We start from the raw sequence: 13,567 nt of genomic DNA, 5'->3' as shown, positions 1-13,567 counted from the left end.
CAGTTTTACTTTACAGATCGTTTGATAGGCACCTTCTTTTACAGGGTGTATTTTCCTTTCGGAAAGAGAATACTATATCATAGAACAAAAAGGAGGAACTTGCCGATGTTTCAAAATACGGTTCACGGGGAATGCATATATGGAAATCTGCTCAATGGCGAATGGGTGGAGTCCGACTCCGGAAAGCAGCTTGAAATTCATTCCCCAGTAGACGGAAGCTTGATTGGGAAAATTCAGGCGATGACAAAGCAAGAGGTCGATGAGGCCATAAGAGATACCAAGATGCATGTGCGTACTTGGGCGGAAACACCCATCTATGAGCGTGCAGAGGTATTTTATCGCGCAGCAGATCTGTTGGAAGAGCGTGCGCAGGAAATTGCCGAGATTTTGACGATGGAAGTTGCAAAGGAAAAGAAATCGGCGCTTTCTGAAGTAACGCGTTCGGCAGACCTACTCCGTTACACGGCCGACATGGGAAAGAGCATGGAAGGGCAGGCGATCAGCGGCGAGAACTTCCCCGGCGGGTCCCGCCAAAAGCTCTCATTTGTTCGCCGGGTTCCCCTCGGGACCGTTTTGGCAATATCCCCGTTTAATTATCCGGTGAATCTCTCCGTCTCCAAAATTGCTCCGGCGCTGATTGGCGGCAATACCGTTGTCTTAAAGCCGCCTACACAGGGGGCGATCAGTGCATTACATCTGGCAGAGGTCTTTCAGAGCGCGGGTTTACCCGGCGGTGTACTCAATACCGTAACTGGGCGCGGCAGTGAGATCGGGGATTACATCGTTACGCACGAAGGCATTGATTTTATCAATTTTACCGGAAGTACAGAAATTGGAAGGCACATTTCAAGCTTAGCACGCATGACCCCGCTTCTGCTGGAGCTCGGTGGCAAGGATGCGGCGATTGTGCTGGAGGATGCGGATCTGGATTTCACAGCCAATACGATTGCCGACGGTGCATATGCCTATTCCGGCCAGAGGTGCACAGCAGTTAAGCGCGTGTTTGCAACCGATGCTGTGGCCGACCGATTGGTGGAGAAGCTCAAAATGCGTGTGGATAAGATGCAGGTGGGCGATCCCCGCAACGGCGCCATGATTACTCCTTTGATTGATGAGAAGGCGGCTGCGTCCGCTATGGAGCTGATTGCAGAGGCTTTGGAGAAAGGCGCGACCTTGGTAACTGGCAACCGTCGGGAAAAGAATCTGGTATATCCAACTCTGCTGGATCATGTAACGGAAGATATGGAGGTTGCTTGGAAAGAGCCTTTTGCACCGATTCTGCCGATTATCCGGGTCAAAGATGTAGGCCAGGCAATCGAGTTGGCGAATCGTTCGGAATATGGTTTACAGTCCTCTGTTTTTACCAATGACATCAACCGAGCGTTTTCTATTGCAGAGCGGCTTGAGGTCGGCACTGTGCAGATCAATAACAAGACGGAGCGCGGTCCGGATCACTTCCCGTTCCTAGGGGTAAAAGCCAGCGGTATGGGTACACAAGGCGTACGGTATTCCATTGAGGCGATGACCCGTCCCAAGGCAATCACCGTCAATCTCCGCGAGGACTTTTAATAAATATCAATACAGAGAAGTATCGAATAATAGCGTATCGAAATCTCTTATACCAGTAGTGTCTTCCATAGAACTAGGAAATAGAGATGATGGATATGCGGGATGAAGATTTTGGCTCTGTTCGGATGAAACTGGAAGAAGTGATTCAGTGGAGCGGCTTGAGTAAAAATAAAGTTGCCCAATTTTCTCAAACGCAAAGAGGGCAGTTAAATCATTGCTGTAAAATGTTTAACGTATTGATTTGGCCATTTTACCCCGTTTTTGTTATGCACGGGACTGCTAGGGAGTGAATCTTCTGGATCTCGTTTCGCCGGTAAGGAAAGAATAATATGGCAAGCCTGTTGTGGAATGATGAAAAGCCTTCACGACAGGCTTGTTTTTGTATTTAGAGAGACAATTGTTTTGGAAGAAGGGAATGGACACTTTATAAAGAATGTTCTTTCGAGGTACTTTCAGAAGCTGCACTCCGGTAGAAACGATTAAAAAGGGGATAGACTTTCTGTTGCATATTCGCTGTCAGACAGAACGCCGTCCCCAAAATGTCCAGCGGCGAAGTAGGGGGCTCGCCGTATACCCTAGTAATTTTGCCGACGTACAGTAAATAACACCAAAAAATAGATGAAGTTTGATTTAGCGCATGGAATATTTCTGCGATGCTCATGTCTGCATATCTGCTACGTTGTAACATCCGTGTGTTTGAAACCCCCGAAGCAGAAATAACTGTAAGTATATTAGCAAGAGGGACACCCTACCTTTTGCGGAGACTGTCCCTATTAAAAATATTCATTAGTCAATTAGTGAGAGGAATCATCCGTCATTTTACAGCTGCCGTTTGATCACAGTTATCCCTATTACCAATATCCGTTTATTTATTTGTAATGGGGATATATCAAATGACAGTCCCCACCAAATTGCAGGGTATCCCTGTCACTACTATGATTTTGTCGAATATGTACTTAGCTGTCGTTAATGCTTTATAGCGCTTATCGTTCGATTGTATTCGTCCTTTTCTACCGGCAAAGAATACATTCGTACTTGACGTTTACCAGCACATCTTTTTACAACATAGTATATCGGGAAGAATTGTAAAACCGATTCTTGCCCTTTCCCGGGGATTGTAGTACCATGAGGAGGAAGAAAATCCGAAAAGCATCACAGAACCGTCACAGATCTGTGCGAAAATACAGATATTACAAGGAGGAGTGTTCATGTATCGTATTTTAGTGGTGGACGACGAGGAGAAGATCCGCGCGCTGATCCGTAAATATGCGGAATTTGAAGGCCATACCGTTCGTGAGGCGGCGGATGGGATGGAAGCTGTCCACATTTGTCGCGAGCATCCGGACGATTTTGATATGATTATTATGGATGTGATGATGCCGGAACTGGATGGCTTTTCCGCTGTACGCGAAATTCGAAAGTACAGTGCAACACCCGTGTTGATGCTGTCTGCACGCGGTGAAGAATACGACAAGATTCACGGCTTCGAATTGGGCATCGACGATTATGTGGTCAAGCCTTTTTCTCCAAAAGAACTGATGATGCGTATCAATGCTATTATGAAACGTGCAAAGCCCACTGTAGACCAACCAAAGAAGGACCAGGTGAGTTTCGAGGGACTAAATATCGACTTTACAGGCCGCATTGTCACGATTGACGGGGAAAAGGTGGATTCGTCTCCCAAAGAATATGACTTGCTTTTTTATTTTGCAAAAAATCGCAACATTGCGTTGACCAGAGAAAATTTAATTACAAATGTCTGGGGCTATGATTTTTATGGAGACGACCGCACCTTGGATACACACATTAAGCTTCTGCGCAAGAGCCTTAAGCAATACAGTAAATTTATTGTCACATTGAGGGGAGTGGGCTATCGGTTTGAGGCTTGAAGCATTTTTCAAACAGCTGAAAGACCGCGTCCGGGGGCTTGTTCCCCATCGTGTTGGGATAAAATGGGGACTGTTTTCCGGTTTTGCGGCTTTTGCCGCCATCATTTTGGTGATGTTGTGGGTTTTTCAGATTATGTTCCTCGGTAGTTTTTATAAGTTTATTAAGGTGAGCGACATCAAAAATTCTGCACAAACCATCGAACGCAATATCAATTCCGATGATCTGAGTACGCTTTTACAGGATATCTCACAAAACAATCAAATTTGTATCATTGTTTCAGATGAGTACGGGGATCTGTTCTATTCGGAGGATGCGGTGCCAAATTGTGTTATTCATCGGTTAAGCGGACTTCAGCGAGCATTCATTTATGAAATTACCCGCCGCAATGGAGGGGTTTATTTTGAACAATTTCCACAGGACAATATGCGTACGGTACCAAATTGGCAACGGCAACAGGTTACCGATGATGCTGATGCGCCGGAAAGTATGATCTATACATTTATTACAGAGAGGGAAAATGGGAAGAGGCTATTGGTTTTGCTGAATTCAACGATTTCTCCGGTCGGCTCTACGGTACAGACACTACGCATACAGCTTACGTGGATCACGGTAATTATGTTGGTTTTAGCCTTCTTCTTGGCGCTATTCCTGTCCCGGCGAATTTCTGGTCCCATCATCAAAATTAATTCTTCTGCAAAAGTATTGGCCCAGGGAAATTATGATGTGCGTTTTGAAGAGGATGGCTATCGGGAGATTGCAGAATTGGGTGCGACGCTCAACTATGCAGCAAAAGAACTCTCTAAGGTGGAAACACTCCGGCGCGACTTGATCGCCAATGTTTCTCACGATCTTCGTACACCGCTTACAATGATTACCGGGTATAGCGAAGTCATGCGGGACCTTCCCGGGGAAAACACGCCGGAAAATGTTCAGGTTATCATTGATGAGGCTAATCGATTGACAACGCTGGTGAACGATATGCTTGACTTGAGTAAAATGCAGTCCGGTGCACAGAAGTTATCGCCCAGCTTTTTCGATCTAACGGAGAGCGTACGCGATATTTTGGGACGATACAATAAGTTGACAGACTATGATATCCGATTTACAGCGGATCGTGATGTGACTGTCTATGCAGATGAATTGAAAATCTCTCAGGTAGTTTATAATCTGGTAAATAATGCGATTACTTATACAGGTGAGGACAAAGTGGTGCGCTTGAAGCAGTCAGAACACGATGGAAAAGTGCGCATTGAGGTACGAGATACTGGAGAGGGGATCGACCAGGACAAGCTCAAGGACATTTGGGAACGTTATTACAAGGTGGATAAGGCACATAAGCGCGCACAAGTGGGGACCGGATTGGGACTTTCGATTGTCAAAACCATATTGGACATGCATGGTGGAGCGTATGGTGTGCAGAGTGAACAGGGGGTTGGAAGTACGTTTTGGTTTGAACTGGACATTCAGGACGAGCAAAACAATTCTGTATCGACTACCTCGCCGTTTATGTGAGACGGTTTGTCCTATTTTTGTGGGGGATGTGTTATAATAACCTCACGCCGTAAGCGGAAATCAAAGATTTCCGACGGCTGAGAGAGCATTGAAACATCCAGATAAGAGGCTGTGGAAACCATGTGGGGAATATTTTTCAATTCGTTCTTTTGGATGTTATAGATAACCTCACGCCGTAAGCGGAAATCAAAGATTTCCGACGGCTGAGAGAGCATTGAAACATCCAGATAAGAGGCTGTGGAAACCATGTGGGGAGTATTTTTCAATTCGTTATTTTGGATGTTATAGATAACCTCACGCCGTAAGCGGAAATCAGAGATTTCCGACGGCTGAGAGAGCATTGAAACATCCAGATAAGAGGCCGTGGAAGCCTTGCGGGGATTTTTTCCATTCGTTATTTTGGATGTTATAGATAACCTCACGCCGTAAGCGGAAACCAGAGATTCTCGACGGCTGAGAGAGCATTGAAACATCCAGATAAGAGGCTGTGGAAGCCTGCGGGGATTTTTTCAATTCGCTATTTCCGACGTTATTGAAATTTTACGTTGTAAGTAAAGACGGGGTTTGGTAAAGTATACTGCAAGGAAGTAAAGTTGGAAGCGAAAAGGTTATCGTAAAAGTAGAATCAACTGCTTTTTGCTAGTGAGTAGGTGTTTGTTTAATACTTATTGTATAATGATGAATATATAATACAAATATTATATAATCGAACCTTCACAATTTGCGTTGTTATCGTGGACGTTTGATTTACTTTTGGAGAGGAGGAGGGTACAAGTCGTTTTGGCGCTTGTATCGCAGGTATGAACATATCGATAATTGGTTGCGGTCGATGGGGAAGTTTTTTGGCATGGTATGCGGACCGCTTGCAGCATCAGGTGATTCTTTATGGACGGGATGAGTCCAAACGGATGAAGAGTCTGTATGAGACCCGCACCAACGGTCTCGTACAATTAGGGGATACCATCAAGTTGACCAGCGACCTTGGAGAGGCGATTCAGCATGCAAAGATCCTAGTGATTTCGATTGGAGCCCAGAGCTTGCGGACCTTAATGCAACAAATGTCTATATTTGATCTCAACGATAAGGCGATTGTGCTTTGTATGAAAGGAATTGAAGCAACTACGGGGAAACGCTTGACACAAGTCGTGAATGAATACGTGCCCAAGACGGCGACGGTTTCCATCTGGGTGGGACCGGGACATGTACAGGACTTTACGGCAGGCATTCCCAATTGCATGGTGATTGATAGCCGTAGCCAAGAGGCAAAAGAAATGTTGATAAAGGCTTTTTCAAGCGATCTGATTCGATTTTATTATGGTAGTGATCTGATCGGCAATGAAGTGGGAGCAGCGGCGAAGAATGTGATCGGTATCGCGGCGGGGATGTTGGATGGAAAAAATAAGACCGCGTTGAAAGGAGCTCTGATGGCCCGTGGTACACGGGAGGTGGCGCGTCTGATTAAAGCGATGGGGGGAAATGAGATCACCGCCTATGGATTGAGCCATTTGGGGGATTATCAGGCAACTGTCTTTTCGGAGTACAGCCATAATCGGCGTTTTGGCGAGGCGTTCGTTCGTGGAGAACCATACGGGGAGTTGGCAGAAGGTGTGGCAACAACGACGGCTTTGTTGCGATTGTGTGATCTATATGGCGTGGAGATGCCCATCTGCCGGGCTGTAAATGCGGTTGTCAACTGTGGCGAAGATCCGGATCAAGTGTTATTGGACCTCTTTATGCGCAGCTTAAAGAAAGAATTTTAGCTGAGCTCCTTGGTTTCGTTGACAAATTTGGTATATATTATTACAATAAAAGAGCGCCCGTATCAAAACGGGCGAATTTTTCCGTTGCGCGGCAGCGGATAGACAAAGGAGAATCTGTATGAGTGAAAATTGTACGCACGATTGCAGCAGTTGTGGGGAAAATTGCCCCTCCAGAGAGGCAAATCCTGCGGATTTTTTGGAAAAACCGAATGCGATGAGCCATATTAAAAAGGTTATCGGTGTCGTCAGCGGAAAAGGCGGTGTGGGCAAAAGTATGGTTACGTCCATGCTCGCCGTGTTGTTGAACCGTCGGGGAGCGCATACTGCGGTGCTGGATGCAGATATTACCGGTCCTTCCATTCCAAAAGCATTTGGGATTCATCAGAAGGCCATGGGCAGCGAATTTGGCATTCTGCCGGCACGTACCAAGACGGGGATTGATATTATGTCGGTCAACCTCTTGCTGGACGACGAAACAGCACCAGTGGTATGGCGTGGGCCCATCATTGCCAATACAGTAAAACAATTCTGGACGGATGTGATCTGGGAAGATGTCGATTATATGTTTGTGGATATGCCTCCGGGGACTGGCGATGTTCCACTGACTGTTTTCCAAAGCATTCCGTTGGATGGAATTGTAATCGTCACCTCTCCGCAGGAACTGGTTTCTATGATCGTTGCGAAGGCAGTTAATATGGCCAAGATGATGAATGTACCGATCATTGGTGTGGTAGAGAATATGAGTTATGTCAAGTGCCCGGACTGCGGCCGAGAGATCAAGGTGTTTGGAGAAAGCCATGTAGAGCAAACGGCACAGCAGTTCAATTTAAAAGTTTTGGGCAGGGTGCCGATCGATCCGGAAATTGCTAAGAATTATGACGCGGGTTTGGCGGAACTGGTCAATACCGATTGCCTGAACACCGCAGCGGATGCGGTGGAACAACTCTGAATTTTTGAAACCACTTTAAATCATTAGGCTGTCAAAAAATGGGCATCCTGTTGCGTGGATAATGTAATTTGCGCAACAGGATGTATTTTTTATTTAAAATAATACTAAAAGTAAATTGCAACTTGTTAAAATAAGGAAATTATTGTTTCTTTTTCGGTTCACAAGGGGTATAATAAACTATATTTTTGAAAATGAGACAGCTATAGAAAATACGTAGCAGAAGATCTTTTAAAGGCCCATTCGAGGCCAGCGTTCCGGATATGAGAAAGAGATAAATTTGTTTGCAGGAGATAGGATTTTCAGTTTTCATTTCAGTAAAATGAAATTTCGCGACGTAAAGAGGGGGATCTATAGAATGAAACCAGGTGTTTCTAAAACTTTATGGCTTATTTCCGGTATTTTATTGATTTTTGCCGGAGTACTGGCGATTGTAGCGCCGTCGTCTATTTTATTGTCGTTAACCATTGTTTTTGGTTTGGCGATGTTCATTTCTGGCGCGCTCAGTATTGTGATTTATATTTTTTGTTTCCGCAACCTGTATGGTGCGGGGTGGCTTTTGGCGGAGGGAATCCTTACGATACTTTTGGGCTTGTTTGTCTTGTGCGATCAGGTGGTTACAATTAATGTAATTCCCTATATCTTTGGCCTTTGGACGGTGTTTTCCGGAGTCACACGAACAGTGGATTCCCTGGAAATCAAACGATTTGGCGTAAAGGGCTGGTATTGGATGACGCTGGTCGGTGTGGCTTCTATTCTTTTGGGGTTCATCTCGTTTATCCGTCCAGTAATTGCGATTCAAATCATTGGGATTACCATGGGTTTGGTATTTCTGGTGCAGGGTGCTGCAGCTCTGTTTATGTGGTGGTTTGAGAGTCACCTCAAAATGGAATAAGATGCAACCTATTTAAGGTTAAATTGGAAAGCCTTCGCTTTAAAGCGGAGGCTTTTTGTATTCCGTATTTTTGATAGAAATGGGTCCATCTGGAAAACCTGACCAGAAAGGACAAAATACGAAATCTAAGGATTGAGAATAGAAATATTGCACGAAAAGAGTATTAAGAATTTGTGAAGATTGCAAACTTCGCCTTGACAAAGTTTGATGGCCTTATATAATATTAATATACTTAACTATTTAGAAACAAAAATATAAGGAAGGGAAAACACAGGGCTATGGTAGGGTATGAGGATTGGGAGTCGCACAGCGGGAAAAAAATATTGGAGTTGTTTTGGCGCTATAAATGTATAAAACCGCTTTTTGCGCAGAGGGATGGCTTGCCGATGACCGCCTTTTTTATGCTGCATAAAATTGCAGCCTGCGGTAGACTGCAAGGCGAAATGGGCGGGACGGACGGTGTTCGCATCACTGAGATCAGCCGGCGGACAAACATGTCGATGCCGGCAGTGTCGCAGATGCTCAATTCTTTGGAGGGCAAAGGGTTGATTGTACGGAGCATGACCAAGTGTGACCGTCGTGCTGTGTATGTTTGTTTGACTCCTAAAGGATATGAACTTTTGGAACATGCGCGAAGAGAGATTTTTTCCTTGGCCGATGAAGCGGAGCGTCGGATGGGAGAAGAAAATCTCAACCGGTTGTTGGAATTGTCGTCCCAACTTTTCGATATTTTGACAACGCTTAAAGAAGAACGAAATCAAATAGGAAAGGATGAATCCGATTCATGAGAAAACTCGCAAAGTATCTAAAGCCCTACATTGGGCCGATCATTGCGTGTGTGGTACTTCTATTTGGACAGGCTATGTGTGACCTGAATTTGCCCAACATGATGTCGAACATAGTGAATGTGGGAATTCAGCAGGGTGGTATAGAGGACCCGGCGCCGAAGGCAATCGGTGCAGATGGGTTTTCTTTTTTGCAACAGTTTATGGATGAAACGGCCCGTTTGCAGATGGAACAAAGTTATCATTTGGTTGCTGTAGACAGTGCAGAGGCTGCCGCATATTTGGACTCATATCCGGCCCTGCAAAATACCGACATTTATGTGCAAAATACGCTGGATGATCCGGAGTTGGAGGCAACAGCAGATGCATATAGCCGTGGGGTGGCAACAATTGCCAACGCAATGAAAGCCGTTGCAGGCGAACAAACAACAGCAGTTAAGGCAGATCTGGAGAATATAGATCTTCATCAGCTTTACTCGGCCGCTCCGATGTTTGAACAAATTCCAAAAGAGGTTCTTCAACAGGCATGGGAACAGGCAGGGCTCTCGGACGATTCGACCAATCGCCAGATGGGAATTGCTATGACAAAAGCGTTTTATCAGGAATTAGGAGTCGATGTCGGAAAGATTCAAAGCGATTATATTTTACGAACCGGTCTTTTGATGCTTCTTCTCACGCTAGTTGGCGCTGCTGCTACGATCTGTGTGGGACTATTGGCGTCACGCATTGCAGCGGGAACAGCGAAACATCTTCGGCACGACGTGTTTCAAAAGGTGGAACATTTTTCAAACGAGGAGTTTGATCGTTTCTCTACGGCTTCTCTGATTACAAGGACTACGAATGACATCACGCAGGTACAGATGCTGCTTGTGATTGGCCTGCGGATGATCTGCCTTGCGCCTATTACCGGAATTGGCGGCATCGTGATGGCACTTGACAAAAGTGTATCTATGAGTTGGATTATTGCCCTGGGTGTAGTGATTCTGATTGGCCTTGTGGTGGTGATCTTCTCCATTGTGACCCCACGTTTTAAGGTTGTTCAGAAGCTGGTTGATAAGCTCAATTTAGTTACCCGAGAAAACCTGAGCGGTATGATGGTCATTCGGGCGTTTGGGACGCAATCCTTCGAGGAAAATCGTTTTGAACAGGCAAATCGCGATTTAACCAAGACAAATCTATTCGTCAACCGTGTAGTGGTCTTTATGATGCCAGCCATGATGTTTATGATGAACAGCATTTCCCTTTTGGTGGTATGGGTTGGCAGTCAACAGATTGAGCAATCCATGATGCAGGTGGGCGATATGATGGCTTTCATGCAATATGCAATGCAGGTGATTATGGCGTTCTTGATGATCTCTATGATGTTTATCTTGGTGCCTCGCGCGTCGGTTTCCGCAGAACGCATTGCGGAGGTACTCCACACAGAACCAGCCGTCCGGGACGCAGAACAACCGATCCATTTGAATGGGCGGCCCTCTGGTAAGATCGAATTTCGAGATGTGTGTTTCCGCTACAATCAAGCGGAGGATGATGTATTGCAGGACATTCATTTCACGGCGCTTCCAGGACAGACAACAGCGTTCATTGGCTCTACAGGGTCTGGAAAGTCTACGTTGATTAACTTGATCCCCGTTTCTACGATGTAACGGCGGGCAAAATCCTGTTGGACGGTGTTGACATTCGAAAAATCCCGCAGCATGAATTACGGGAGTATATCGGGTATGTGCCGCAAAAGGGAGTGCTTTTTTCTGGAAATATTGCTTCCAATCTGCGTTATGGTTCCCCAAATGCGACGGATGAGGACATCCGTCACTCCGCGGATGTGGCTCAGGCGACGGAATTTATTCGCCGGATGCCGGACGGGATGGAAACCGATATTTCTCAAGGAGGCACGAATGTCTCCGGTGGGCAAAAACAACGTCTTTCGATTGCACGCGCATTGACGAAAAAGGCGCCTATCTATATTTTTGACGACAGTTTTTCTGCGCTGGACTTTAAGACGGATGCCACTTTGCGTCATGCTTTAAAACAGGATACTGGCGACGCGACCGTTTTGATCGTCGCCCAGCGCGTCAGTACCATCATGGACGCAGAACAAATCATTGTGTTGGACGACGGGAAGATCGTTGGAAAAGGGACGCATCATGAGTTGATGCAGTCCTGTAAGACCTATCAAGAGATCGCCCGGTCGCAGCTTTCAGAGGAGGAATTGGCATGAGCAATCCGACAAGCGGATCTACTCCGCGCAAGCGTGGCCCTTTGGGCGGGCGTGGTCCGGTGCGCGGCCCCGTGGAGAAAGCAAAGGATTTTAAGGGCAGTATGAAAAAGCTGCTGCAATACCTCGGAAAGTATAAATTTCGGATTTTTTTGGTGATGGGAACCGCCATGCTTTCCACCATCTTCACCATTGTAGGGCCTAAGGTTTTGGGCAACGCAACCACCGAAATTTTTAATGGAATTATGGGAAAGATTGCCGGTACAGGAACAGGAATTGATTTTGGGCGTATCGCACAGATCCTTCTTTTCCTGTTGGGATTGTATCTCGTCAGTTTGGTGTTCTCCTATCTCCAAGGATGGATTATGACCGGCGTATCGATGCGGGTGACATATCATTTGCGCAACGACATTATGAAGAAGATCAACCGCATGCCATTGAATTATTTCGATACCACCAGCCATGGAGAGGTACTCTCGCGTGTGACAAACGATATTGATACATTGAGCCAAACTTTAAATCAGAGCATCACGCAAATTATCACCTCTGTTACCATGGTAGTTGGTATCATTGCCATGATGTTCTCGATCAGTTGGCAGCTGACGCTAGTTGCCTTGTGCGTGATTCCGGTTTCATTGGTATTTATTCTCATCATTGTGAAACATTCCCAGAAATATTTTGCAGCGCAACAGGAATATCTGGGGCATGTGAACGGCCATGTAGAAGAGATGTACGGAGGACATACCGTGATGAAGGCATTCAACGGCGAAGAGGCCTCCATGCAGCAGTTTGACCAATACAATGAAACGCTATATAAATCGGCATGGAAATCGCAGTTTCTCTCCGGGCTGATGCAACCGGTGATGAACTTTGTGGCAAATGTAGGCTATGTAGCCGTTTGCATTGTAGGTGGGTGGTTGGCTGCTGGTGGCCGGTTAGATGTCGGCGGAATCCAGGCATTCATTCAGTATGTACGTCAGTTTACTCAACCGATCACACAAATTGCCAATATCAGCAACATTCTTCAACAGACCGCAGCCGCGGCGGAGCGTGTATTTGAATTCCTTGCAGAATCGGAGGAGACCCCTGATACACCCGTGGTACACATCAATAACGATGATACTCTGCCGGATACAGATACGTTGGTTCATATTAAGGGGAGCGTACAATTTGCACATGTCAAGTTTGGCTATAACCCCAGTAAGACCATTATCCATGATTTTTGTGCCAGTATTCAGCCCGGGCAAAAAGTGGCGATTGTCGGACCGACAGGCGCGGGAAAGACCACGATGGTCAAGCTTTTGATGCGTTTCTATGATGTGAATGAAGGCGCCATTTTGATCGATGGCTATGACATCCGCAATTTCTCGCGCCAGGAACTTCGCTCGGTATTTGGCATGGTTTTGCAGGATACCTGGTTGTATAATGGAACCATACGGGAGAATATCCGTTACGGAAGATTGGACGCCGATGATGATGATGTGATTGCAGCGGCAAAAGCCGCACAGGTACACCATTTTGTACGCACCCTGCCGGGCGCCTATGATATGGTGCTCAACGAGGAGGCAAGCAATGTCTCACAGGGGCAAAAACAACTTTTGACCATTGCGCGTGCAATTCTCTCGGATCCCAAGATTTTGATTCTGGATGAAGCTACCAGTTCGGTCGATACACGTACGGAAGTATTGATTCAAAAGGCTATGGACAATTTGATGAAAGGGCGCACCAGCTTTGTCATTGCACATCGGTTGTCCACCATTCGGGACGCAGATCTGATTCTGTGTATGAAGGATGGCGATATTGTGGAGCAGGGAACCCATGAAGAACTGATGAAGAAGAATGGTTTCTATGCCAACCTTTATAATAGCCAATTTGAAAAGGCTTCCACATCACCTGTCCGTTTACAGCCTGCCACATAAATGAAAAAGGAATAGGGCCAAATCGATCAAGAGCGTCAAGTTACTATAGTAGCTTGACGCTTTTTGTTTGCTCAGA

At 45.9% G+C, this 13,567-nt stretch carries 12 protein-coding genes; 11 read left to right on the top strand and 1 reads right to left on the bottom strand.

Features of this window, described 5'->3' with window-relative positions:
- The first annotated feature begins 105 nt into the window (after positions 1-105).
- The 4 genes from ACGCCZ_RS06065 (at position 106) to ACGCCZ_RS06050 (ending at position 4,971) form a co-directional block, all read left to right on the top strand.
- Positions 106-1,569 (top strand): NADP-dependent glyceraldehyde-3-phosphate dehydrogenase, encoded by a 1,464-nt coding sequence (locus ACGCCZ_RS06065; protein ID WP_411655565.1) that lies wholly within the window; start codon positions 106-108, stop codon positions 1,567-1,569.
- An 89-nt stretch (positions 1,570-1,658) separates the two neighbouring features.
- Positions 1,659-1,859, top strand: a complete 201-nt coding sequence (locus ACGCCZ_RS06060; protein WP_054324767.1) for a hypothetical protein — start codon at positions 1,659-1,661, stop codon at positions 1,857-1,859.
- 918 nt (positions 1,860-2,777) lie between these two features.
- Positions 2,778-3,458: a response regulator transcription factor gene (locus ACGCCZ_RS06055; protein ID WP_411655564.1), complete on the top strand. Its 681-nt coding sequence runs from the start codon at positions 2,778-2,780 to the stop codon at positions 3,456-3,458.
- A complete protein-coding gene (locus ACGCCZ_RS06050) occupies positions 3,448-4,971 on the top strand; it encodes a sensor histidine kinase (protein WP_411655563.1) in 1,524 nt (507 codons plus the stop codon). The genes ACGCCZ_RS06055 and ACGCCZ_RS06050 overlap by 11 nt, the downstream gene beginning before the upstream one ends.
- A gap of 11 nt (positions 4,972-4,982) precedes the next feature.
- Here the strand turns inward: ACGCCZ_RS06050 and ACGCCZ_RS06045 are convergent, their stop codons facing one another.
- Positions 4,983-5,444 (bottom strand): hypothetical protein, encoded by a 462-nt coding sequence (locus ACGCCZ_RS06045; RefSeq protein ID WP_411655562.1) that lies wholly within the window; start codon positions 5,442-5,444, stop codon positions 4,983-4,985.
- Between the two features lie 327 nt (positions 5,445-5,771).
- Here ACGCCZ_RS06045 and ACGCCZ_RS06040 point away from each other — a divergent pair, with 327 nt between their 5' ends.
- The 7 genes from ACGCCZ_RS06040 to ACGCCZ_RS06010 all read left to right on the top strand — a co-directional run bounded on the left by ACGCCZ_RS06040 (position 5,772) and on the right by ACGCCZ_RS06010 (position 13,491).
- Positions 5,772-6,731: an NAD(P)H-dependent glycerol-3-phosphate dehydrogenase gene (locus tag ACGCCZ_RS06040; RefSeq protein ID WP_054324592.1), complete on the top strand. Its 960-nt coding sequence runs from the start codon at positions 5,772-5,774 to the stop codon at positions 6,729-6,731.
- Between the two features lie 118 nt (positions 6,732-6,849).
- The gene (locus tag ACGCCZ_RS06035; RefSeq protein WP_085533341.1) at positions 6,850-7,680 is read left to right on the top strand and encodes an Mrp/NBP35 family ATP-binding protein; all 831 of its coding nucleotides are present in this window, start codon (positions 6,850-6,852) and stop codon (positions 7,678-7,680) included.
- A gap of 355 nt (positions 7,681-8,035) precedes the next feature.
- Positions 8,036-8,572 (top strand): HdeD family acid-resistance protein, encoded by a 537-nt coding sequence (locus tag ACGCCZ_RS06030; RefSeq protein ID WP_054324591.1) that lies wholly within the window; start codon positions 8,036-8,038, stop codon positions 8,570-8,572.
- Between the two features lie 386 nt (positions 8,573-8,958).
- The gene (locus ACGCCZ_RS06025; protein WP_158089005.1) at positions 8,959-9,360 is read left to right on the top strand and encodes a MarR family winged helix-turn-helix transcriptional regulator; all 402 of its coding nucleotides are present in this window, start codon (positions 8,959-8,961) and stop codon (positions 9,358-9,360) included.
- Positions 9,357-11,003: an ABC transporter transmembrane domain-containing protein gene (locus ACGCCZ_RS06020; RefSeq protein WP_411655561.1), complete on the top strand. Its 1,647-nt coding sequence runs from the start codon at positions 9,357-9,359 to the stop codon at positions 11,001-11,003. The genes ACGCCZ_RS06025 and ACGCCZ_RS06020 overlap by 4 nt, the downstream gene beginning before the upstream one ends.
- A 17-nt stretch (positions 11,004-11,020) precedes the next feature.
- Positions 11,021-11,575, top strand: coding sequence for an ATP-binding cassette domain-containing protein (locus ACGCCZ_RS06015; RefSeq protein ID WP_411655560.1), 555 nt, complete (start codon positions 11,021-11,023; stop codon positions 11,573-11,575).
- Complete coding sequence (locus ACGCCZ_RS06010; protein ID WP_411655559.1) at positions 11,572-13,491, top strand: ABC transporter ATP-binding protein; 1,920 nt, start codon at positions 11,572-11,574, stop codon at positions 13,489-13,491. The genes ACGCCZ_RS06015 and ACGCCZ_RS06010 overlap by 4 nt, the downstream gene beginning before the upstream one ends.
- Positions 13,492-13,567 lie beyond the last annotated feature (76 nt).

This window comes from Anaeromassilibacillus sp. SJQ-1, assembly GCF_046693725.1.
Classification (GTDB): Bacteria; Bacillota; Clostridia; order Oscillospirales; family Acutalibacteraceae; genus Anaeromassilibacillus.
Note: the sequence above shows the minus strand (reverse complement) of the source record. Positions and strands in the feature narration are given on the sequence as shown.

What these genes read in the sequence shown, in the direction of transcription:
- ACGCCZ_RS06065 (WP_411655565.1), top strand. Translation starts at nt 106, where the DNA reads ATGTTTCAAAATACGGTTCACGGGGAATGCATATATGGAAATCTGCTC.
- ACGCCZ_RS06060 (WP_054324767.1), top strand. Translation starts at nt 1,659, where the DNA reads ATGGATATGCGGGATGAAGATTTTGGCTCTGTTCGGATGAAACTGGAA.
- ACGCCZ_RS06055 (WP_411655564.1), top strand. Translation starts at nt 2,778, where the DNA reads ATGTATCGTATTTTAGTGGTGGACGACGAGGAGAAGATCCGCGCGCTG.
- ACGCCZ_RS06045 (WP_411655562.1), bottom strand. Translation starts at nt 5,444, where the DNA reads ATGTTTCAATGCTCTCTCAGCCGTCGAGAATCTCTGGTTTCCGCTTAC.
- ACGCCZ_RS06040 (WP_054324592.1), top strand. Translation starts at nt 5,772, where the DNA reads ATGAACATATCGATAATTGGTTGCGGTCGATGGGGAAGTTTTTTGGCA.
- ACGCCZ_RS06035 (WP_085533341.1), top strand. Translation starts at nt 6,850, where the DNA reads ATGAGTGAAAATTGTACGCACGATTGCAGCAGTTGTGGGGAAAATTGC.
- ACGCCZ_RS06030 (WP_054324591.1), top strand. Translation starts at nt 8,036, where the DNA reads ATGAAACCAGGTGTTTCTAAAACTTTATGGCTTATTTCCGGTATTTTA.
- ACGCCZ_RS06025 (WP_158089005.1), top strand. Translation starts at nt 8,959, where the DNA reads ATGACCGCCTTTTTTATGCTGCATAAAATTGCAGCCTGCGGTAGACTG.
- ACGCCZ_RS06020 (WP_411655561.1), top strand. Translation starts at nt 9,357, where the DNA reads ATGAGAAAACTCGCAAAGTATCTAAAGCCCTACATTGGGCCGATCATT.
- ACGCCZ_RS06010 (WP_411655559.1), top strand. Translation starts at nt 11,572, where the DNA reads ATGAGCAATCCGACAAGCGGATCTACTCCGCGCAAGCGTGGCCCTTTG.